The following is a 22457-nucleotide window of genomic DNA, read 5'->3' on the forward strand; positions in this document are numbered from 1 at the left end:
TGCGCAAGTGCCAATTGTGGGAATCATCCCTGATGAACGGGCAGTCACCCCGATGAGTGGGTCTGGACAATTGTTTCGCCAGGCGGTACAAAGTGTTCATGGCCTTGAACGGTCGTATCGCTCCTGCAGCATGTCCAGCAGACCTGTCAACGTGTTCACCACCTGAACCGACCGGGGAACGGAGCCATAATGGAGTCCTCAACTGGCGGCACCACCTCTGCCGCACGAGCCGCAGAAGTGCTGCTCGAGTTCGGTCGCCGATCGAGCGCGCTCGGCGTATCGGAGATCGCCCGCTCCACCGGGATCTCCAAAGCGGTCACGCACCGCATCCTCACGACCTTCGTCGAATGCGGACTGCTGCTCTACGAACCCTCGACCCGCCGTTACCTGCTCGGCCCCGCCGCCGCCACACTCGGCGCTCGTGCACTGGACGTTTCCCCCCTCCGCCGCGCCGCCCGTAGCGCCTTGGAAGACCTCCAACGCGCTACCGGCGAGACCGCGACGGTGACCGGCCGGTTGCCGGGCGGACGCGTCTACCTCGACCAGGTCGAAAGCACCCAGGAAATCAAGATGACCGTCGAACTCGGACGCCGCTTCGAGCTGTACAGCGGGTCGTCGGGTCGCATCATCCTCGCGTACCTGTCGGAGTCCGAGCAGGAGGATGTGCTGTCCCGGCAATTGACGCGCCTGACCGCGAAGACCGTCATCGATCCGGTCGCGTTACGTGCAGTGCTGCACGAGGCGCGTGAACGCGGCGTGTGCCGCTCGACCGGTGAGCGGCAGGAAGGCGCGGCGTCGATCGCCGCACCCGTCTTCGGAGCCGACGGCACGGTGGTCGGCTCCCTGTCGGTCTGTGGACCGAGCTACCGCATGACCGACGAAGCGTTCGACCGATACGAGGACGCACTCGTCGAAGCGGCGCAGAGGGTTTCCCGCGCGCTCGGGTACCGGCAAGTCCACGCTCCGGTGGGAGAGCCCGTATGACACCCCGCAGTTGGCTGTACGTCCCGGGACATCGCGCAGACCGCATCGACAAGGCGCTCGGTAGTGCCGCCGACGCCGTCGTCATCGACCTCGAGGACGCAGTACCGGTCGAGGCGAAGAAACACGCGCTCGCCAATGCGGTGGCCGCCGTGCGCGATGCACCTGCTGATCGCATTGTCTGGTTGCGGCTCAACGCCATCGGATCGCACTGGCTGGACGAGGAGATCGCCGAGTTGTCGCGCGCCGATCGGGCGCCGGCCGGTGTTCGCCTGCCCAAGGCCGACGACCCGGACGCGGTGGCGGCGACGGCGGACCGGCTCGGTTGTCCGGTACATGCGATCGTCGAATCCGCTGCGGGCCTGCTCGCCGCCCCGCAGATCGCGCGATCCCATACCCGGGTGACCGGAATCGCGCTCGGTGAAGCCGATCTCGCAGCCGACCTTCGTGCCGGACACGAGGGACTCGCCTGGGCGCGTGGTTGGATCGTCGCAGCGGCCCGCGCCGCCGGCCTGGCATCGCCCGTTCAAAGTGTCTGGACCGCGGTAGGAGATCTCGAAGGGCTGGCGGAATCGTCCCGAACCGGCCGTGTCCAAGGTTTCTTCGGACGTTCCGTCATCCATCCGAATCAGATCGACATTGTCAACGAGGCCTACACGCCCTCCGCCGATGAGCGGGAGTGGGCGCAGCGAATCGTCGACGACGCGTCCGCGTCGTCGGCAGCGGGGGAGTCCGCGGTTCTCGACGAGAACGGCAGATTCATCGATCCGGCGGTCGTTGCGAACGCTCGCGTCGTTCTCGACCGAGCTCAGGCCATCACAGCACGAGGAGTCACATCATGACCGAACACACCATCGCCGGTCCCGACGCACTGCTGAATGCGGTCGTCGATACCGACGTCGACATCGTCGAGCTCGGGCACCCCCACACGACCGGTATGCCCTGCTCACCGAACCATCCCGGATTCCGGATGACGCTGATCCGTCGGCACGGCGACATGGTCCGGCCCGACGGTGGATCGGCATCCAACGAGATCATCGTGACCGGCGGACACGTCGGCACCCATGTCGACGCGCTCTCCCACGTCAGCCACGAAGGAAAGCTGCACGGGGGTATCGACGCCGAGGAAGCACAGCGTGGTGGGAAGTTCTCGCAGCTGGGCGCCGAATCCATCCCCTTCATGCTTCGTCGCGGACTGCTGCTGGACGTGGCCCGGGTCCGCGGTGTCGATTCGCTCGAAGCAGGGCAGGCGGTCACCGAACAGGACCTGCGCGATGCGGCCGACGCCGCGGAGGTGACGCCGCGACGCGGTGATGTCGTGTTGATCCGTACCGGGTGGGCCCGGCACTTCGACGATCCGCAGCGTTATCTCGGCCAGCAGGACGGCGTCCCCGGTGCCGATGTGGGTGCGGGGCGGTGGCTCGCGGCCGGCGGCATCGCAGCCGCAGGTTCCGACACGACCGCCTTCGAACACATCCCCCCGGGGAAGGGACACAGCGTTCTTCCGGTTCATCGAGTGCTGCTTGTGGAGAACGGAATTCACATCATCGAGCATCTGAACCTCGAAGACGCCAGCGCGCGTGGCCTGACCGAATTCACGTTCGTCATGGCACCGTTGCGCATCACCGGCGGCACCGGATCGCCGGTCCGTCCCGTCGCGGTGGTGGCCTCGTGACCGGCACCGAGACCCGACACGACCTGACCGGAACGGTCGTGGGTCGGCTCGCCGCCCTCGCCGCCGACATCCGCACCACGGGACTGTCCGCAGAACTGCGGAAGGACGTCGCGCGGCGGGTACTCGATCTGCTCGGGAACTCCCTCGCGGCGCACGACCAGCCCTCGGCTCGTGCCGTCATCGAGGTGGCACGCAACTGGGCCGGTGCGGCCGCGGCCACCGGCATCGGCACCGGAGAACGTTTTCCGGCCGCCACTGCCGCGCTGGTGAACGGCACACTCGCCCATTCGATGGACTCCGACGACACCCACCTGCCGTCGGTGTTGCATCCGTCCGCCTCGGTGATCCCGGCGGCACTCGCCGTGGGTGAAGCGGTAGGAGCCTCCGGCGCAGCCGTCCTCGACGCTGCGGGCGTGGGCATCGAGATCGTGGTCCGTCTCGGGATGGGCGGTTACGACGAAGAACTCGGCAACTCCGAGTTCTTCGAACGTGGCCTGCACGCGACATCCATCTGCGGTGCCGTCGGTTCGGCTGCTGCCGCAGCGATGCTGTACGGCCTCGACGCCGAAGGTATCGCAGACGCCATGGGCATCGCCGCGAGCTTCGGCGCCGGATTGCTCGAAGCCAACCGCACCGGCGGCACGGTCAAGCGCGCGCACTGCGGATGGGCGGCACATTCCGGTGTCACCTCGGCAGAATTTGCTCGCGCCGGCCTCACCGGACCGCCCACCGTGATCGAAGGACGTTTCGGTTTCCTGCACGCCTTCTGCGGCGATCGGGCCGACACCGCGAAGGTCCTGGATGGACTGGGCGAACGCTGGGAACTGCCGGGTATCTTCTTCAAGCCGTATCCGTGCAACCACTTCACCCACGCCGGGATCGACGCTGCACGCACGCTCGTCCGCCAGGGGCTCGACCCCGCCCACATCGCGGAGATCGAACTCGGTGTTCCGAAACCGGTCCTGCGCACCATCGCCGAACCTCCCGCCTCGAAAGCGGCCCCCGAATCCGGATATCATGCAGCGTTCTCGGGTCCGTTCACCGTCGCACGAGCGCTGCTCGGTGGATCGGGACTCGGAGTGGGACATGCCGATTTCACCGACGAGGCCGCGAAGGATCCACGCACGCTCGAACTCGCGGGTCTGGTCACCAGCCGCAGCGACGACCGGTGCGACGAGATCTACCCCTATCAGTTCCCGGCAGTGCTGCGGGTACGCACTCGCGATGGTGTCTGGCACGAGGCTCGGGTCGACCACAATCGTGGTGGTCCGGCGAATCCGCTTTCCGACGAGGAACTCACGATGAAGTTCGATCTCAACGTCGAGAACAGGCTGTCGCCGGAGCGTGCAGCAGCGGTGGTCCGAGCTGCACTGGGGCTGCACACCGCAGATTCCCTGGAGGCCCTGATGGTGACCGTGCGCGGCTGATCGGGAACCGGGGCGCACCACTCTGCCTCGACGGGTCTCTGCCCCCTCCGATGGCGGCTCACCGCGTGATGTGTAGCGGCGGTCTCCGGGTATGCCAGTCCGTTGTGCTCTGAAAGTCTTCACCGATCTCGAAGAGCAGCAATTCGTGGTGGGCGGCCGCCGTCAGTTGAGCACCGATCGGCATCCCCGAACGAGGATGGAATCCGACCGGGAGTGCGAGCGTGGGTCCGTCGTGGAGGGACCAGGGATAACTGAACTGTCCGAGTCGGCGTGAGCGTGCGACGACATCGTCGCCACCGGCGATGCGAGGCACATCGACCGGCATGGTCGGGGTCAGTACGGCGTCGACGGTCGTGAACAGTGCACGGAGTCCGCGACGGAACTCCGCTGCGCCGGTTATCGCTGCTGTTCTCTCGGAGTCCGAGATGGACAGACCCAAGGACACGCGTGCGAGGGTGTCGGGATGGAACAGTTCGGGTGAGGAATGCACTCGGTTACGGTGCAGCGCAGCAAGATCCGAATACAACAACGTGTACACGATGTCCTGTGCGCGAGCAGCACCGGGGACGGTGACCGGTATTGTCTCGTAGCCCAGTTCTCCGAGTTGTCGTGCCGCCGCTCGGACTGCGTCGCTGATGGCAGCGTCGACGTCGTCGGTGATGAACACCGACGGCAGCCCTATCCGTCGAGTGGGGGCAGGCGACGGGGCCGGGGCGACACGCAGTACATCGAAGAGGCGGGCAACCTCGGTCACCGACCGTGCCATCGGACCGACGGTGTCGAAGGCGTCGCTGACCGGGAAGACTCCGGCATTGCTGATCGAGCCCCAGGTCGGTCGCAGGCCTGTGATACCGCATGCCGCTGCGGGTAGACGGACGGATCCCCCGGTGTCGGTGCCGAGGGAGGCATCCACCAGTCCTGCAGCGACTGCGACGCCGGAGCCTCCGCTCGAACCGCCGGGGACGCGTGTGGGGTCCCAGGGGTTGCGAACGGGGCCCGCGGCGGAGTTCTGGGAGGTGACTCCGACCGCGAACTCGGCCATGTTGAGTTTCGCGGTGATCTGCGCGCCCGCAGCGAGCAACCTGCCGACGACGTCCGCGTGGGCGGACGCGATGCGGTCGGCGAAGAAGCGGGATGTGCAGGTGGTGGGGACGCCGGCGACGTCGATGTTGTCCTTGACACCGATTCTCATACCCGCCAGTGGCCCGTCGGGTGCGGCACCGCTCGCGGGGTGAATCCAGGTGACGACGCTGCCCAATGTTTCGTCGAGAACACGAGCGGTGGGGGGGGCGCCCCGCGCGGCGGGCCCCCCGCGGGGGTGGCGGCCGGGGGGGGGCCCGGCCGCCCGGGCGGGGGGGGGGGCCCGCCCCCCCGCCCCCCCCCCCCCCCCCCCCTCCCCCCCCCCCCCCCCGCCCGCGCCCCCCCGCCCCGCCCCCCCCCCCGACCTGTGGTGCCGCTCAGGATGGGCTCCCTGCGCGCAGTGCCGCGGTGGCGTCCTCGTCCACGGTCCACGAGTCGGTGTCGACGACGACCCCGTAGTCGCGCCGAGCGTCCTCCGCGGTGAGGTATTCGTCCCAGACGTCGCTGAGGACCTGGAAGGGATCACGGAGGAACGGATTGCCGAATCCACCGCCGGAAGGCAGCTTGATCTCCAAGGTTTCGCCCTCCCGGATGGTTTCCTGGGTGACCTTGGAGAAAAGTACCTCCTCGCGGTCCGTTCCGGCGTTGCGGGTGAATGCACCTGCGACGCCGTCGTGGCCACCGAGCGCTCCGGCGGGCGGGTCGGAGCGGTTGTCGGCTTCGGAGCCGAGGAAGGTATCGGTCTCCATGAGCCATTTGCGGACACTGCCGATGCCGCCTCGCCATTGGCCGGGGGCGGGAGCTTCGTCGCGGAGTTCGTATCGGAGGGCACGCATGGCGTGGTTGAGTTCGAGTTCTTCGATGGGGTTGTTGCGGGTGTTGGCCATGAGCGAGTCGACGGCGTCCATGCCGTCCTTGCCGTTACGTCCGCCGTACGAGCCTTCGTTGATTTCGATGTAGACCCAATAGGATTCGCCGTCTTCGGCGACACCGGAGTAGGCGATGGCGCACAGTGCTGCCGACGACCCGGCGATCGCGTGGTCGGGGAGCACGGGTGCCAGGGCGAGGTTGATGGAGTCGAAGATTCGGTTCACCTGGGAGAACCGCGCGAAACACGATGCCGGGAAGTCCGGGTTGAAGATCGTTCCCTCGGGTGCGTATGCCTTCACCGGGCGGAAGCAACCGTCGTTCTGGGGGACGAATTCCTCGGTCAGGTCTTCGTCGAGCAGGATGGTGCGGATCGCGGCGACTGCGACGGGGAGGACGGATCCTTCGAAAGGCACGTTGAAGGCGGTGGGGACCTGGTCGTTGGAACCGGTGAGGTCGATGAGGATGTCTTCTCCCTCGACCTGCACACGCACGGCGACCTTGAGGGGGACACCGCGGTTCTTTCCGTCGTCGTCCAGATAGCCGACAGGTGCTTCGTAGCTGCCGTCCGGGATCTCGCGGATTCGGCTTCGAAGCATGTTCTCCGAGTAGTCCATCCACCGTTCACTGGCGCTCATGACGGTGTCGAGGCCGTACTTCTCGAGCAGTTCGACGAATCGCTTCTCACCGATGCGCGCGCAGGCGATGAGTGCTTCGAGATCGCCTCGGTTCTGTTCGGGTGTGCGGACATTGTCGAGGATGTGCTGGATGAGATAATCGTTGCGGACTCCGGCGTCATAGATCTTCATCGAATCCATGAGTTTGCCCTCGGCCCAGACGTCGACGACGTCCATGCACAGACCGGGGAAGTTGCCGCCGACGTCGGATACGTGTCCGGTGCATCCGGCGAATCCGATGTGCTCGCCCTCCCAGAAGATCGGGATGATCACGCCGTAATCGGGGGAGTGGGCTGCGCCGTGGTACGGATGGTTGTGCAGGACGACATCGCCGGGCCGGTAGGTGCCGGCGAGTCTGCGGTTGACGCCCCGGATGTAGGCGGGGATCGAACCGCAGTGCATCGGTGTCGAATCCGATTCGCACAGTTCGCGGCCGTTGACGTCGAAGATGCCGGCGCCGAGATCTTCGGATTCGCGGATCAGGCTCGAGTAGGCCATGCGGTAGAGGACCTGCGCCATCTCCTTGGCCATGGACTGCAGTGCACCGCCGATGACGCGCAGGGTGATCGGGTCGACCTCCACGTCGTTCCACGTACGGTGGGATTCGCCCGCGAGCGATACGCCGGTTCTGGGCATCAGGGTCTTGCTCATGCGGGCTTCCTCTCGATGATGATGTGGCCGACCGCGTCGACGGTGGCGTGCTGATTCATGCCGATGATGGTCGTGGAATCGAACTGCTCGACGATGGCGGGGCCTTCGATGGTGTTGCCGGCCAGGAGAAGCGAGCGGTCGTAGACCGGGGTGTCGATCCACTGCGGCGCGGCTGTTTCGTCGCGCCAGAACAATGCGCGGGTCATGGTCTTGATCGCCGCGGAACCGTCGGCGGTGCCCGTGTCGATCTCGGTGATACGGACGTGCGGTACGGCGCCGACACCGGTGACGCGGATGTTGATCAGCTGCACCGGCTTGTCGTCGAAACGTTGGGAGTAGGTCCGCCCGTGTGCCTCGTGAAAGGCCTCGGAGACGGTCTTGACCCAGACGTCGTCGATCTCGCCGTCGGGTGCCGGGACCCGCAGTTCGTAGCCCTGACCGACATAGCGGCAATCCACACTACGTTCGAGCGAGATGTTCTCGGCGGGAACGCCGTCGGCTTCGAGTTGAGCGATGGCCTCGCGGGAGAGCCGGTCCATCTGGGTCCGCAGCAGGTTCAGATCCGCGTCCGCGGAAGACGTCCACACCGTGGTAGGGATTTCGTACCGGATGTCGGTGGTCAGCAGGCCGACCGCAGAGGTGATGCCGGGGTGCCCGGGCACGACGACACGCGGAATACCGAGTTGGTCGGCAATCTGCCACGCGAAGAGGGGACCGGCGCCGCCCTCGGCGATGAGCGAGAAGTCGCGCGGATCGTAGCCTTTGCGTACCGAGTGGAGGCTGATCGCTTCGGTCATCGAGTGGGCGAGGATCTTGAAGATCCCCATCGCGGCTTCGTCCACGCCGGTTCCGAGCTTGTCGGCGATGTGGGTCCGGATCGCGGTGCGGGCCAGCTCGGGTTCGACCTTCATGGTGCCGGACAGGAAACTGTCCTTGCGCAGCCAGCCCATCATGACCATGGCGTCGGTCGAGGTCGGTTCGGTGCCGCCGCGGGCGTAGCAGGCGGGTCCGGGGAATGCGCCGGCGCTTCGGGGTCCGACCCGGAACATGCCGCCTTCGTCGACCATGGCGATGGAACCGCCGCCGGCACCGATCGTGTCGACCTCGGCCATCGGCACCATGGCGTGGTAGTCGCCGATGCGGGTGTCGAGGAGGTGCTTCATTCGGAGAGCGCCGTTCGGTGCCACGCCGATGTCGGCGGAGGTTCCGCCCACGTCGAGTGTGATGACGCTCGGGAATCCGGAGGCCTTGCCGATGGCGCATCCACCCAGCAGTCCGGCGACCACGCCGCTGGTCAGCAGCGAGACCGGCTGTTCGCTGGCGCTGCGCGAGGTGACGAGACCACCGGCGGAGGTCATCAGGTGCACGTCGTCACCGACCTGCGCTGCGGCAGCCTTCTGTGCCAGGCTGGCGATGTAGCGCGAGGTCTTCGGTCCGATGAAGGCGTTGAGTGCCGCGGTGGAGAAGCGTTCGTATTCGCGGTACTGCGGGGCGACCTCGCTGGAGAGCGAGATGAACACCTCGGGGTACTCCTCGAGAATGATGTCCTTGACGCGTTTTTCGTGTGTGGGGTTGCGGTAGGAGTGCAGAAAGGCGACGGCGATGGCGTCGACTCCGCGTTCACGGAGCAGGCGAACTTCTCGGCGCACCGCGTCTTCGTCGAGCGGTGTGAGGACGTTGCCGGCGGCGTCGATCCGCTCGGGCACGACCCGGCGGTTGCGGCGTGGGACCAATTGCCACTTCTGCCAGGGAAGGTCCTGATAGTTCGAGTAGTTGAGGGGGCGCTTCTTGCGGGCGATGTGCAGCAGGTCGCGGAAGCCTTCGGTCGTGATCATGCCGACGTTGCACCCGTTGTGTTCGAGCACGATGTTGGTGGCGACGGTGGTGCCGTGGAAGAACATGTCGATGTCGGATGGGTCGATGCCGGCGCGTTCGGCGAGGACCTCGATGCCGTCCATGGTTCCGATGGACGGGTCGTGGTTCGTCGACGGAGTCTTGTGGACCACTACGGTGCCGTCGTCGTCCCACAGCACGAGGTCGGTGAACGTGCCGCCGACGTCGACTCCAATTCTCTTCATCAGTACTTCCAATCTTTCGGTGCCCGCGAGGAGCGGAGGGGACGACCGAGCCGTACGGCGGTCCGAAGTCTGGGGTGGGGGGTCACCGGGAGGGGTGATGTAGGTCATCGTGCTTGAGGGCGCCCGAGAAATCAATACCTCAGATGTTTTCGGTGCGAATCTGCCTCGAATCCCGGCATGCCCAGGTCAGATCCTTGGAAATTGCGCCTAAAGAGCGGATGATTAGCGGGTATGGGATGGGTGCGTGGTGACCTACCCCGGCCGCAATGTCGGGTTAGGCTCGGGCCGTTCACCGCAGCTTTCGAGAGAGAAGAGTCGACGCTCGTGACCGAATCGACGACCGGGGACGCACCCGTCAAGAACGGACCTGCCTATGCGGTCCTCGCGGAGCATCTGCGCACCCGAATCTTGTCCGGTGAGTTGCAACCCGGTGCCCGGTTGCCCGGGGAAGCCGAGCTGACCGCCGAATTCGGTGTCGGCCGCAGCACGATCCGTGAGGCCCTGCGTTCGCTGGCGAGCCAGAACTTGATCACGACGACCCGCGGTGTCACCGGGGGGAGTTTCGTCGCCGCGCCGAGTGTCGGGCACATCAGTGCGCATCTCGAGACGGGTGTGGCTTTGATGGCGGCAGCGGAAACGGTCACCGTCGCACAGTTGATGGAAGTGCGGAACCTCATGGAGGTGCCGGCGGCGGGCATGGCCGCGTTCCGCCGGACCGACGAGCACCTCGAGCAACTCGAAGCGTCGATCTTCGACCCGCACAGTCTGCAGGGGCCCGAGACGTTCGCGAAGAATCAGCAGTTCCACCTGGTTCTTCTGCGGGCGACCGACAATCCGTTGCTCGAATTGATCACTGCGCCGGTGTTCCGGGTGCTGTCGAGCAGATTCGGGCGCGAGCATGCCCCGGAGGGGTTCTGGCAGTGTGTCGATCACGATCACCGCGCGATCCTCGATGTCGTTGCCGCCGGAGACTCCATGGCGGCGATGGATCTGATGCGTCGGCATCTGGACAACTTGGGTGATTCGTATCGCCGGATGGATCGACGCGGTCCGGACTAGAGATAAAACATCTGCTTTTTAGGCGGATGAAGGTTACAGATTTGACGATAATTGCCTCGCTCTGCCCTATTGACCCTTCAAATGTCTGATGTATTGTTCGAAGGAACGTACTCGCCGAACTGATGTGAGGAGACACGGTGGCAGTGCATCAGGCTGTTCTCGGCCGATTCTTCGAGGACTATGTTGTAGGGGACATCTACCAGCACCCCATCGGGCGCACGATCTCCGAAGCCGACAACACGTGGATCACGTTGCTGTCGATGAACACCAACCAGAACCACTTCAACGCTCATCTCGCCGCGCAGAACCCCATCACCGACGGCAAGGTCATCGTCAATTCCGGCCTGACAGTCGCTGTGGTACTGGGTATTTCGGTGCTCGATATGAGCCAGAACGCCATCTCGAACCTCGCGTTCACCGATATCAAGATGTCGCACCCGGTATACGTAGGGGACACCATCTACGCGGAGAGCATCTGCACAGGACTGCGCCGGTCCGAATCCCGACCCTATGCGGGAATCGTATCCATGATCACCCGCGGACTGAATCAAGATGGCACCGAAGTCATCTCGTGGAAACGGTCGGTCATGGTCGCAACCCGCGAGAGCGGAATCGGCCAGAACTACTTCCCCGAAGCCAAGAGCGGACCGCTGCAACTGCCGGCACCCGCCGACCCGGAAGGGGCGCTGTCGTGAAACCACTCCAGGACGTCCGCATCATCTCGCTCGAGCAGTACGGGGCGGGCCCGTTCGGCAGTGTCCACCTCGCCGACCTCGGTGCCGACGTGATCAAGATCGAAGACCCCAACGTCGGGGGCGACGTCGGACGTTACGTCCCGCCCTACAACGACGGCGAGGACTCACTGTTCTTCGAAACTTTCAACCGCAACAAGCGCAGCCTTTCGCTCGACCTGTCGTCACCGGCCGGTCGCGCAGTGTTCGAAGACCTCGTCCGCACCAGCGACGCCGTCTACTCCAACCTCCGCGGCGATGTACCGGCGAAAATCGGCATCACCTACGACGACCTCAAACACCTCAATCCGGCCATCGTGTGCTGCAGCCTCACCGGCTTCGGCATGACCGGCCCGCGCGCCGAAGAGCCCGGATACGACTACATTCTGCAAGGACTCGCGGGATGGATGAGCGTCACCGGTGACCCCGAAGGACCTCCCACCAAATCCGGGCTCTCGCTCGTGGACTACTCGGGCGGCTTCGTCGCCGCGATCAGCCTGCTGTCCGGACTCCACGCCGCCAAACGGGACGGCATCGGCGGAGACTGCGACGTCTCGCTCTACGACACCGCGATGTCGCTGCTCACCTACCCGGCCACCTGGCATCTGAACGCCGGCTTCGAACCGGTGCGCACCAAGAACTCGGCGCACCCCTCCCTCGTACCGTTCCAGGCATTCGAGGCCAGCGACGGCTGGCTCGTCGTCGGCTGCGCCAAGGAGAAGTTCTGGGAACGCCTCGTCGTCGCGATCGACAGACCCGACCTGGGCGCCGATCCACGCTTCGCGAACTTCGCGCTGCGCGGGGAGAACCAAGACGAACTCCTCCCCATTCTCGAGCAGACCTTCGCTACGCAGCCGGTGGACTACTGGCTCTCGCGCCTGCAGCCGGCCGGTGTGCCGTCGGGCCCGATCAACGACGTCGCCCAAGCTCTCACCGAACCGCACACCCTTGCACGAGGCCTCCTCGTCGAGACCGAACACCCCACCTTCGGTACGGTGCGCCAAGTCGCCTCCCCGGTCCGGTTCGGTTCCGAGCCGACGCAGTACCGGCGTGCTCCGCTACGCAACGAACATTTCGACGAGATCGTCCGCGACCTCGGCTACAGCACCGAACGCGTTGCGGAGCTGACCGGCCAAGGTGCCTTCGGCAAACAAACGAGCGAGGCTCGGGCGTGACGTCGTCGGTCCTCGCCCGATGGGCCCACGGCCTGACCGTCGCGGACCTGTCCGAGAATGTCCGGCACGCTGTCGCGCGACATCTTCTCGACGGGGTCGGTAACGCCGTCGCCGCGCAACGCCTCGGATACGGGCGAGCCGCATGGACGGTCGCCGATGCGCTCGGCGGTCCGGCCGAAGCCAGGCCGCTGACCGGGACGCGGGCGATCTCCGCTCCGGCGGCAGGTATGGCGACCGCGGTGCTGGTGCACGCATTGGACTTCGACGACACTCATGCCGGTGCCCTCGTCCACGCCACTGCGGTGTCCGTTCCTGCAGCATTGGCTGTCGGACAACAGGTTCGAGCCACGGGAGCGGACGTTCTCACCGCTGCTGCGATCGGACTGGAGACGGCGTGCCGGCTCGGGGCCGCCAGTCCTCACGGTTTCCACGGACGTGGCCTCCATGCGACAGCCGTGGTCGGCCCGTTCGCCGCGGCGCTTGTCGCGGGCAAGCTGACCGGGCTGCCGGTTCCGGTGCTGGTGCACGCTCTCGGTGTCGCGGGCTCGTCGAGTGGAGGGTTGCTCGAGTTCCTCGATACCGACGCCGACACCAAGGCTCTGCACCCCGGCTCGGCCACACTGGGCGGGATCCTCGCAGCCCGGTTGGCTGCTGCGGGCGCCAGCGGCCCGGCGTCGGTACTCGAAGGACGCCGGGGTGTGTATGCGTCGATGTCGGAGCGACCCGCCGACCTCACGGTGTTGACGGACGGATTGGGCACCGAGTGGGAAGCGACCCGCATCGGTATCAAGCCCTACCCGAGTTGCCAGCTCATGCATGTCACTCTCGACGCGGTCACGGCGGCTCTGAGCGTTGGGAGTGTGGACCCCGCGCAGGTGGTCGATATCGAGGTGCACGTTCATCCGGATTCCGTGCCGATCGTATGTGGTCCGAACGCCGGTGTGGCCGCACCGCGCAGCACCTACGACGGCAAGTTCGACCTTCCGTGGAGCGTCGCTGCGCTCGTGCACGACGGACGTATCGATGTCGCGACCTACACCGGCGCGTCGATCGCCCGTGACTCGGTGCTCGCGACCGCTCGCACGGTCCGTGTCGTCGAAGCCCCGACCGAGGGTCCGGCGGCGTCGGCATCCGGACATGCGATCGTCACTCTCGACGACGGACGTGTATTCGAGGGACGCGTCGCAGGTAGCCGTGGTACCGCCGCGTTCCCCCTCGACGATCAGCAGTTGCTCGCCAAGTTCATCGCCAACTGCGGTGATCATTCCTGTGCCCCGGAGCTCGCCGACCGAATCTTCGGGCTTGCCGACGAGCCGGATCTGACCGCCGTCCTCGATCTCGCGGCCCGCATCGCGCCCGCACCCCTGCACTGACCACCTGTGCACCGAACATCCCAGGAGCCATCATGGATTTCACCTTCGACGAGCAGCAACTGGCGTTCCGAAAGGCGTTACGTCACTTCGTGGACAAAGAGATCGTTCCCGTCGCCAACGAGTGGGAGAAATCGGGACGGTATCCCACCGAGATCGTCGAACACATGAAGGCCATGGGACTGTTCGGCATCACCACGCCCGAGGAGTACGGCGGTATCGACCTCGACAAGGTGTCGTTCACACTCGTGTACGAGGAACTGGCCCGCGGTTGGATGGGCATCGCCGGCATTCTCGGCAGCCACAATCTGTCCTGCTGGATGATCAACCGCCACGGCACCGAGGAACAGAAGCAGACCCTGCTGCCGAAGCTGGCCACGGGGGAGTGGCGGACCGGGATCGGACTCACCGAGCCCGGCGCGGGCACGGACCTGCAGGGAATCCGAACGACTGCGCGCCGCGACGGCGATCACTACATCGTCAGCGGCGCCAAGACGTGGATCACCAACGCCCGGCACGCGAACGTCCTCCCGGTTCTGGTGAAGACCGACCCGTCCGCGGAACCGGCGCACAAAGGCATGAGCATCCTGCTGATCGACACCACGCTTCCAGGTTTCGAGGTGCAACGGGATCTCGGCAAACTGGGGTACAAGGGCACCGAGTCCTGCGAGATCCTCCTCGACGACATTCGGGTGCCGGCCGACGCATTGCTCGGCGGAACAGAAGGGCGTGGTCTGCAGCAGGCCCTGTCGGGCCTGGAAATCGGTAGGCTCAACATCGCCGGCCGTAGCGTCGGTATCGCCCAGGCCGCCTATGACGCAGCGCTGTCCTACGCGCGAGAGCGCACCGCGTTCGGGCAGCCGATCGCGGACTTCCAGGCGATCCAGCTCAAGCTGGCGGACATCGCCACCCATCTGCAGGCCGCCCGGCTGATGACGTATTGGGCGGCTTCGCAGGCAGACTCGGGTAAGAGAGTCGACATGGAGGCCGGCATGGCGAAGTACTTCGCCTCCGAGACGGCCATCACCGCGAGCCTCGAAGCGATGCGTATCCATGGCGGCTACGGATACTCGACGGAGTTCGTCGTCGAGCGGTTGTACCGCGACGCACCTCTCATGTCGATCGGCGAGGGCACCAACGACATCATGCGGACAGTCATAGCCAAGGCGCTGGTCTCCGGTTCCGGGGTCATCGGATGAGCGTGGCGTTGACCTACCTGTACGTCCCGGGTGATCGTCCGGAGCGTTTCGACAAGGCACTCGCCTCGGGTGCCGACGCGATCGTGCTCGACCTCGAGGACGCGGTCGCCGCTGATCGAAAGGTGCTCGCGCGTGAAACGGTAGCTCGGTGGATCGCCGCGCTCGCCCCCGGTTCCGTGGAGGTATGGGTGCGTGTGAACCCGGGAGCGCTGCAGGAGGCGGACATCCGTGCGGTCGCGCACCCGCGGCTGACGGGGGTGTGGCTGCCGAAGGTGGGATCCGCACACGACGTCGAACAGGTCGATGGCCTCCTGACAGAGCTCTGTCCCGATGCTGCGGTATCCGCGCTGATCGAGACCGCTGCCGGTGTGTTCGCCGCACCGGCCATTGCTCGTGCGCCCCGAATGCGGTTTCTGCAACTCGGAGAAGTCGACCTGGCCGCAGACCTCGGTGTCGAGGTCGACGACGACGGGACGGCGCTGTTGTTCGCACGCAGCCGAGTCATCGCTGCGGGTGTGGCGGCAGGAATCGATCCGCCCCCTGCCGCGGTGTCACGCAATTTCCGTGACAGCGACGCCCTGGAAGCGGATACGCGCGCCCTTGCGCGCCTCGGATTCGTCGGGCGGGCGTGCATTCACCCGGCGCAGCTCGCCCCGGTTCGCCGAGTGTTCACACCGTCCTCGGAGGAGGTATGCAAGGCCCGTGCCGTGCTGGCCGGCCTGGAGGCGGCGGAGTCCGGTGTTGCTGTGGATGAAGCCGGATTCTTGATCGATGAAGCGGTCGCTCGGCAAGCACGCAGGGTGCTGGAGCGAGCGGGACGATGATCGGGCCTGCCTGCCACTACGCCTGAATGTGCGCCTACCGCCGGACCGTTGCAGCGCTCGGCCGAACGACCTCGATCGAGGATCGGTGTGCCGAATACCGCCGACTGCCTCGGTGACGACACGGTCCGAGGCCTACCGTGTCGAGGTCGCGTCACCGGCGCCCCGGCGCTGCGGCAGGTCGACTACGACGAGCTCGCCCACCACATCGGTGCGGTCTCCGAGTAGCCGATGTGCGATATCGCCACGTCGACGACAGCCTCCCCGCCAGGTATCCGGCGACATCTCTGTAGGCGCACCCTCCCAGGAGGACGGAGAGCCGGTTCGGTCCGTTAGCGTCGAGGAATGTCGTCTCCCGTCCCGTCCGAGTACGCCGACACGCTCGAGAGCATCAAACGGCTCGTGCATCGAGCACGCTACGTGGCCCAGCGCCGGGTGAACACCGAACTGCTCCGGCTCTACTGGCAGATCGGTGCGACGATCATCGAGCGACAGAAAACAGCTCCCTGGGGCAGCAAAGTCCTGTCCCGGCTCTCGGAGGATCTGCGCACCGAGTTTCCCGGAGTGAAGGGATTCTCCCCGGCCAACCTCAAGTACATGCGCAGGTTCGCTGAGGCCTGGCCCGACCCGGCGGCAATCGGCCAACGACCCGTTGGCCAATTGCCGTGGGGACATGTCATCGAGTTGCTCGACAAGCTCGAGGACGTCGAGTTACGCGAGTGGTACAGCGCCAAGGACGTCGCACACGGCTGGAGTCGTCCCGTGCTGGCTCACCAGATCAAGACGAACCTGCACGCGCGGGCGGGGGCAGCCCCGTCGAACTTTCCGCGCGCTCTCGAACGCCCCGACTCCGAGCTTGCTCAGCAGATCACCAAGGATCCGTTCACGCTCGAGTTCCTCGCCATCGACGGGGACGCCGCCGAGCGCCAGCTCGAGGATCGGCTCGTCGAGCGCATCATCGACACTCTGCGTGAGCTCGGCCCCGGGTTCGCGTTCGTCGGTCGTCAGGTCCACTTCGATGTCGAGGGCGACGACTTCTTCGTCGATCTGCTGTTCTTCCACGTCGAACAGCTCCGGTATGTGGTCATCGAACTCAAGACCACCAGGTTCGACCCTCGTGATGCCGGCCAACTCGGCTTCTACGTCGCGCTGGTCGAGGATCGGTTGCGCAGACCGCAGCACCAGCCCACCGTCGGGATGCTCCTCGTCGCGGACAAGAACGAGTCCGTCGTCCGGTACGCCCTCGCCGGCACCACGCAGCCGATCGCGGTATCGCGCTACGACCTCTCGCCCGCCGAGCAGGCTGCGCTCCCCGCCGAGGACGCTCTCACACGGGCAGTTGCTCTCGAACTCGACGACCATATGCCGGAGTGACGAGACGCCGTCCATCTTTCTGCTCCTCACCTGAGATGGCGATGCGGAGAGGAAAGCGGACAGGGGCTGCACGGTGTGGCGGAACCGGCACGGAGTGTGACGGGCCCACGAGCGGCCCTCGGTTCCACCGACGGGCGCCGGGCTCACGATCTGCCACTGCGAGTCGCGCGGAGGGTCTCGATGCGCCGGAAAGTCGTGGCGAGGGATGTAGCACGCCGATCCGGCATTGACTTCGGTGTAGTGGAATCCGACGACGCGCAACGAGAAGCGCCCACGAGATTCGCCAAACGCGGTTCGTCCTCGACAATCATCGCCCGCAGACCGGTCGAGGGGCGCACCGGCGTCGTCGGGTCGCTGCCGGATGCGGGTGGGCGAGCGGAAGAGGACGTCACGGTGTCCACCATCGCCGGCACCGTCCAGGAGTCGGCGCCGCGGCGGGCTTCTTGAGCAAATCTTCATACGACCTCCACCGAACCTGTGGGGTGGATGCCCGACGCTGAAGGTACGAAACCGAGGGATGGAGGCGACCATGATGGGCTGGGTCGGTGACATCGGGTGGGCGGGATGGACCGTCATGACAGTGTGCACGCTCGTGTTCTGGGCGGTGGCGATCTATCTGGTGGCTACCCTGTTCCGCACCGATCGAGCAGACGGTCCTGCTCACACCGAGCAGCAGGACGATCCACTGCGGACGCTCGAAAGATGTTTCGCCCGTGGCGATATCACCTCCGATGAATTCGTGTCCCGCCGACGGACGTTGACGCAGCCCGGTGGCGCCGCCTCGACCGGCGAGCAGCAGGAGCAGGCCCGTGGTTAGGGTTCCCCGCCGAGCCTTCCTGATCGGCTCGATGCTGACCGGCGTCGGGGTTCTGGCGGCCTGTTCCCCGTCGGGGGCCGCGACCGGCGTGCCGGTGTCCGCCACGTCACCGGTGGTGCGTCGTCTCGAGCAGCAGCGCCGCTCCCCGGGCCAGCAGGTGGTCTCGGCCCGGTTGGCGCCGCGTCCGGTCGAGGTGGATCTCGGAGGACGCATCGTGTCCACCTGGGCATATGACGACCAGGTGCCGGGGCCGCTGATCCGCGCCCGTGCCGGGGATCTGCTGCGGGTGGAGGTGGACAACCAGCTGCCGGTGGAGACGAGTGCGCACTGGCACGGGTTGGCATTGAGCAACGACATGGACGGGGTTCCCGGGCTGACCCAGGACCCCATCGCCGCCGAAGGGCGGTTCGTCTACGAGTTCACCGTCCCTCATGCGGGCACGTACTTCTATCACTCCCATTCCGGTCTGCAACTCGACCGCGGGCTCTACGGCGCACTGATCGTCGATGATCCGGCCGATCCGGGTGCGTACGAGCACGAGTGGATCGTGGTGCTCGACGACTGGCTCGACGGCACCGGACGTACCCCTGAGGATGTGGCCCGCGAGCTCGGTATCGGTGCCGATACCGGCAACGGTGACACCACCACGGGCGGGATGGACCACGGCGCCATGGACATGGGCGGTATGGACATGGGGGAGGAAACCATGCTCTCGCCGCTGCTCGGGGGTGCCGGGGACGTGAGCTATCCCCATTTCCTCGTCGGTGGGCGTGTACCCGACGATCCGATGGTCCTGACCGCCGCACCCGGACAACGGGCACGGATCCGGTTCGTCAACGCCGGCGCCGACACCGCCTTCCGTGTCGCACTGGGCGGTCACCGGATGACGGTCACCCACACCGACGGTTTCCCGGTCGTACCGCAGGACACCGACGCACTGCTGATCGGCATGGGTGAGCGTTTCGACGTGCTGGTCACCCTCGGCGACGGGGTGTTTCCCCTGTTCGCCCAGGCCGAAGGCAAGACCGGGTACGGACAGGCCGTGGTGCGCACCGCCGCCGGCGAGTTGCCGCCACAACCCCGCCCCGATGAACTGGACCGGCGGGTGCTGCTCGGCACCGACCTTGCGCCCCGGGATCATGTGCGTCTGGCCGAGCGTGATCACGACCTGTATCACAGCGTGGATATGGGCGGGACCATGTCGCCGTACCGGTGGACCCTCAACGGCCGCGCCCACCCCGACGTCCCACCGCTGAACGTCAACCAAGGACAACGGGTGCGCATGCGGATGCGCAACATGTCGGACATGTTCCACCCCATGCACCTGCACGGCCACACCTTCGCGCTCACCGACACCGGACTGCGCAAGGACACCGTCACCATCGGGCCGATGCGCACCGTCGAGATCGAATTCGATACCGACAACCCCGGCCGATGGGCGCTGCACTGCCACAACGCCTATCACCAGGAAGCCGGAATGATGACCACCGTGTCCTATCTGGCGTGATCGCCCCCCGCCGACCGGCGGTACCGAACCGTCCCATCACGATGCCTGTGCTCGTTCGAGAAAGGAACACACCCTGATGAACAAGAGGCCCCTTGCCGCCGGCGCCATGGCCCTGGCGGTGGTGTTCACCGCCGCTGCCTGCAGTGACTCCGACACCGGCACCACCGTCGCTACCTCGACCGCGCCGGCCTCGGCAAGCACGCCCGCAGAACAGGCTGCGGCCCACAACGACGCCGATGTGATGTTCGCGCAGATGATGCTCCCGCACCACAGTCAGGCCATCGAGATGAGCGACATGCTCCTCGCCAAGGAGAACATCCCTGCCGAGGTCATCGCGCTGGCCGAGCAGATCAAGGCCGCGCAGGGACCGGAAATCGAACAGCTCGAGTCCTGGCTCGAACAGTGGGGTGAACCCACCGAAATGCCCGAGACCAGCAACAACGACATGCCGGGCATGGACATGAACGAGGGCATGGACGGTATGGAGGGAATGCAGATGGAAGGGATGATGAGCGAGGAGGACATGCAGGCGTTGGCGGATGCGCAGGGCATCGACGCGGCCCGCTTGTTCCTCGAGCAGATGATCGCCCACCACGAAGGCGCCGTCGACATGGCACAGACCGAGATCGAGGACGGGCAGTTCCCCGATGCGGTGGTCATGGCCCGCACCATCGTCGACACTCAGCAGCAGGAGATCGACACCATGCGTGAGCTGCTGACCACCCTGTAACCGGCCCCGCCCGGTCTTCTCTCGGCCCGCCATCCCAGGAGGCTTTCGATGTCGCACCCGGACCAGGGATACCCCCACCCCGGCCCGGCGCCCGCCCGGCACGAGCACGGCGCCAGCGTTCAGAGTCCGACCCCCGACGAGCACGACGTGCACGGCGAGTACCTCGCCCACGTCGGGCCGGGTGAGCACACCGGGCACGATCGGCACGCCGGGCCGGGTGAGCACACCGGGCACAATCGGCACGCCGGACACGGCGCGCACGGAGAGATGTTCCGACGACGCTTCTGGGTGTCACTGGTCCTGTCGCTACCGGTCGTGGGGTTCAGCCATATGGTCGCCGAGCTGCTCGGCTACACCATGCCGGACTTTCCCGGGACCATGTGGATTCCGCCGGTACTGGGCACGGTGATCTTCGTCTACGGCGGCACCCCGTTCCTCACCGGCGGCTGGGCCGAACTGCGCTCGCGCCGACCGGGGATGATGCTGCTGATCGCGATGGCCATCAGCGTCGCCTTCCTCGCCTCGTGGATCACCACCCTCGGCCTCGGCGGTTTCGACCTGGACTTCTGGTGGGAGCTGGCGCTGTTGATCGTGATCATGCTGCTCGGGCACTGGCTCGAGATGCGCGCTCTCGGGTCGGCGTCGGGCGCACTCGACGCGCTGGCGGCGATGCTGCCCGACACCGCCGAGAAGATCACCGACGACGGCACCGAGGAAGTGTCACTGGCGGACTTGGCACTCGACGACGTAGTGCTCGTGCGAGCCGGGGCCCGGGTGCCCGCCGACGGCACCGTCATCGACGGACGTGCCGAGGTCGACGAATCGATGATCACCGGCGAATCGAAGACCGTCACCCGCGGAAGCGGTGACACCGTCGTCGCCGGCACCGTCGCCACCGACAGCGCCCTGCGCGTGCGGATCACCGCCCTCGGTGAGGACACCGCCCTGGCCGGCATCCGACGCATGGTCGCCGATGCCCAGGCGTCGTCGTCGCGTGCGCAGGCGCTGGCGGACAAGGCCGCAGCGTTTCTGTTCTACTTCGCCGCGATCGCCGGCCTGCTCACCTTCGCGGTGTGGGCGCTGCTCGGCAACATCGACGAAGCGGTGGTGCGGACGGTCACCGTGCTGGTCATCGCCTGCCCCCACGCCCTGGGACTGGCGATCCCGCTGGTGATCGCGATCTCCACCGAACGCGCCGCCGAAGCCGGTGTGCTGGTCAAGGACCGGCTCTCGCTCGAACGCATGCGCACCGTCGAGGTGGTCCTGTTCGACAAGACCGGCACCCTCACCCAGGGGCGGCACCAGGTCACCGATGTCACGACCGCCCACGGAATCGGCGAGTCGTATCTGCTGGCCCGCGCCGCCGCGGTCGAAGCCGACAGCGAACATCCCGTCGCACGCGCGATCGTGGACGCAGCGGACACCCGCGTCCCGACAAACGAGCGGCTCACCGCCACCGACTTCCGGTCCCTGCCCGGCCGCGGTGTTCGGGCGCTCGTCGACGGCACTGCGGTGACCGTCGGCGGCCCCGCCATGCTCACCGACCTGGCGCTGTCGGTACCCGCCGACGTCACCGCGGTCACCGAGGGATGGGTACGGCGCGGAGCCTCGGTGCTGCATATCGCCGAAGGTGATCGGGTGCTCGGTGCAGTCGCACTCGAGGACGCCGTCCGCGAGGAGTCCCGCCAGGCGATCGACGCCCTGCACGCCCGCGGAGTCAAGGTCGCGATGATCACCGGCGATGCCCGGCAGGTCGCCGACACCGTGGCGGCCGATCTCGGCATCGACGAGGTGTTCGCCGAGGTGCTGCCCGAACACAAGGACGCGAAGGTCACCGAACTCCAACAGCGTGGACACACGGTCGCCATGGTCGGTGACGGTGTCAACGACGCCCCGGCCCTGGCCCGGGCCGACGTGGGGGTGGCGATCGGTGCCGGCACCGATGTCGCGATCGAATCCGCCGGGGTGGTGCTGGCGGCGAACGATCCGCGGGCGGTGCTGTCGATCATCGAGCTCTCCCACGCCAGCTACCGGAAGATGTGGCAGAACCTGGTGTGGGCGACCGGCTACAACATCATCGCCGTGCCCCTGGCCGCCGGCGTGCTCGCCTTCGCCGGTGTTGCGATCTCCCCGGCGGTGGCTGCGGTGCTCATGTCGGTCTCGACCATCGTCGTCGCCCTCAACGCCCAGCTACTGCGCCGCCTCGACCTCGACCCCGCCCACCTGACCCGCACCTGA

Annotated in this window: 20 protein-coding genes; 17 read left to right on the forward strand and 3 right to left on the reverse strand. The window is 66.3% G+C overall.

The window, feature by feature from the left end; all coding sequences use genetic code 11:
- The first annotated feature begins 189 nt into the window (after positions 1-189).
- The 4 genes from PV766_RS18085 to PV766_RS18100 are packed head-to-tail and all read left to right on the forward strand — an operon-like array spanning position 190 to position 4083.
- Positions 190-984 (forward strand): IclR family transcriptional regulator, encoded by a 795-nt coding sequence (locus PV766_RS18085; RefSeq protein WP_016933241.1) that lies wholly within the window; start codon positions 190-192, stop codon positions 982-984.
- Positions 981-1823, forward strand: coding sequence for an HpcH/HpaI aldolase/citrate lyase family protein (locus PV766_RS18090; protein WP_421097558.1), 843 nt, complete (start codon positions 981-983; stop codon positions 1821-1823). The genes PV766_RS18085 and PV766_RS18090 overlap by 4 nt, the downstream gene beginning before the upstream one ends.
- Positions 1820-2656 (forward strand): cyclase family protein, encoded by an 837-nt coding sequence (locus PV766_RS18095; RefSeq protein ID WP_421097559.1) that lies wholly within the window; start codon positions 1820-1822, stop codon positions 2654-2656. Before PV766_RS18090 ends, PV766_RS18095 begins: the two co-directional genes overlap by 4 nt.
- A complete protein-coding gene (locus tag PV766_RS18100) occupies positions 2653-4083 on the forward strand; it encodes an MmgE/PrpD family protein (protein ID WP_064063712.1) in 1431 nt (476 codons plus the stop codon). Before PV766_RS18095 ends, PV766_RS18100 begins: the two co-directional genes overlap by 4 nt.
- Positions 4084-4141: 58 nt before the next feature.
- On the opposite strand, the gene PV766_RS18105 is transcribed toward PV766_RS18100, so the two are convergent.
- The 3 genes from PV766_RS18105 to PV766_RS18115 form a co-directional block, all read right to left on the reverse strand.
- Positions 4142-5341 (reverse strand): amidase, encoded by a 1200-nt coding sequence (locus PV766_RS18105; RefSeq protein ID WP_421097560.1) that lies wholly within the window; start codon positions 5339-5341, stop codon positions 4142-4144.
- A 199-nt stretch (positions 5342-5540) separates the two neighbouring features.
- Positions 5541-7358, reverse strand: a complete 1818-nt coding sequence (locus PV766_RS18110; protein WP_084421665.1) for a hydantoinase B/oxoprolinase family protein — start codon at positions 7356-7358, stop codon at positions 5541-5543.
- On the reverse strand, positions 7355-9436 hold the full coding sequence (locus PV766_RS18115; RefSeq protein WP_016932723.1) for a hydantoinase/oxoprolinase family protein: 2082 nt from the start codon (positions 9434-9436) through the stop codon (positions 7355-7357). The genes PV766_RS18110 and PV766_RS18115 overlap by 4 nt, the downstream gene beginning before the upstream one ends.
- 324 nt (positions 9437-9760) lie before the next feature.
- On the opposite strand from PV766_RS18115, the gene PV766_RS18120 reads away from it, so the two are divergent.
- The 13 genes from PV766_RS18120 (at position 9761) to PV766_RS18180 (ending at position 22457) form a co-directional block, all read left to right on the forward strand.
- Positions 9761-10495 carry a FadR/GntR family transcriptional regulator gene (locus tag PV766_RS18120; RefSeq protein WP_016932722.1) on the forward strand — a complete coding sequence of 245 codons (735 nt, stop codon included), beginning with the start codon at positions 9761-9763 and terminating at the stop codon, positions 10493-10495.
- 137 nt (positions 10496-10632) lie between these two features.
- On the forward strand, positions 10633-11190 hold the full coding sequence (locus PV766_RS18125; RefSeq protein ID WP_129977968.1) for a MaoC family dehydratase: 558 nt from the start codon (positions 10633-10635) through the stop codon (positions 11188-11190).
- The gene (locus tag PV766_RS18130; RefSeq protein ID WP_421097561.1) at positions 11187-12401 is read left to right on the forward strand and encodes a CaiB/BaiF CoA transferase family protein; all 1215 of its coding nucleotides are present in this window, start codon (positions 11187-11189) and stop codon (positions 12399-12401) included. The genes PV766_RS18125 and PV766_RS18130 overlap by 4 nt, the downstream gene beginning before the upstream one ends.
- Positions 12398-13774 carry an MmgE/PrpD family protein gene (locus PV766_RS18135; protein ID WP_421097562.1) on the forward strand — a complete coding sequence of 459 codons (1377 nt, stop codon included), beginning with the start codon at positions 12398-12400 and terminating at the stop codon, positions 13772-13774. Before PV766_RS18130 ends, PV766_RS18135 begins: the two co-directional genes overlap by 4 nt.
- Positions 13775-13806: 32 nt before the next feature.
- Positions 13807-14970, forward strand: coding sequence for an acyl-CoA dehydrogenase family protein (locus PV766_RS18140; RefSeq protein ID WP_024100312.1), 1164 nt, complete (start codon positions 13807-13809; stop codon positions 14968-14970).
- On the forward strand, positions 14967-15794 hold the full coding sequence (locus PV766_RS18145) for an HpcH/HpaI aldolase/citrate lyase family protein (protein ID WP_064063707.1): 828 nt from the start codon (positions 14967-14969) through the stop codon (positions 15792-15794). Before PV766_RS18140 ends, PV766_RS18145 begins: the two co-directional genes overlap by 4 nt.
- An 87-nt stretch (positions 15795-15881) precedes the next feature.
- Positions 15882-16019, forward strand: coding sequence for a hypothetical protein (locus PV766_RS18150; protein ID WP_024100310.1), 138 nt, complete (start codon positions 15882-15884; stop codon positions 16017-16019).
- A gap of 117 nt (positions 16020-16136) precedes the next feature.
- Entirely contained in the window at positions 16137-17165 is a 1029-nt protein-coding gene (locus tag PV766_RS18155; protein ID WP_421097563.1) for a PDDEXK nuclease domain-containing protein, read from the forward strand.
- A gap of 240 nt (positions 17166-17405) precedes the next feature.
- A complete protein-coding gene (locus tag PV766_RS18160) occupies positions 17406-17612 on the forward strand; it encodes a hypothetical protein (protein ID WP_024100308.1) in 207 nt (68 codons plus the stop codon).
- A 70-nt stretch (positions 17613-17682) separates the two neighbouring features.
- The gene (locus PV766_RS18165; protein WP_421097564.1) at positions 17683-17982 is read left to right on the forward strand and encodes an SHOCT domain-containing protein; all 300 of its coding nucleotides are present in this window, start codon (positions 17683-17685) and stop codon (positions 17980-17982) included.
- Positions 17975-19489 (forward strand): multicopper oxidase family protein, encoded by a 1515-nt coding sequence (locus PV766_RS18170; RefSeq protein WP_421097565.1) that lies wholly within the window; start codon positions 17975-17977, stop codon positions 19487-19489. The genes PV766_RS18165 and PV766_RS18170 overlap by 8 nt, the downstream gene beginning before the upstream one ends.
- Before the next feature lie 76 nt (positions 19490-19565).
- Positions 19566-20219 (forward strand): DUF305 domain-containing protein, encoded by a 654-nt coding sequence (locus PV766_RS18175; RefSeq protein WP_421097566.1) that lies wholly within the window; start codon positions 19566-19568, stop codon positions 20217-20219.
- 48 nt (positions 20220-20267) lie between these two features.
- Complete coding sequence (locus tag PV766_RS18180; protein ID WP_421097567.1) at positions 20268-22457, forward strand: heavy metal translocating P-type ATPase; 2190 nt, start codon at positions 20268-20270, stop codon at positions 22455-22457.

Source organism: Rhodococcus sp. As11 (assembly GCF_048957735.1).
Taxonomy (GTDB): Bacteria; Actinomycetota; Actinomycetes; order Mycobacteriales; family Mycobacteriaceae; genus Rhodococcus; species Rhodococcus gordoniae.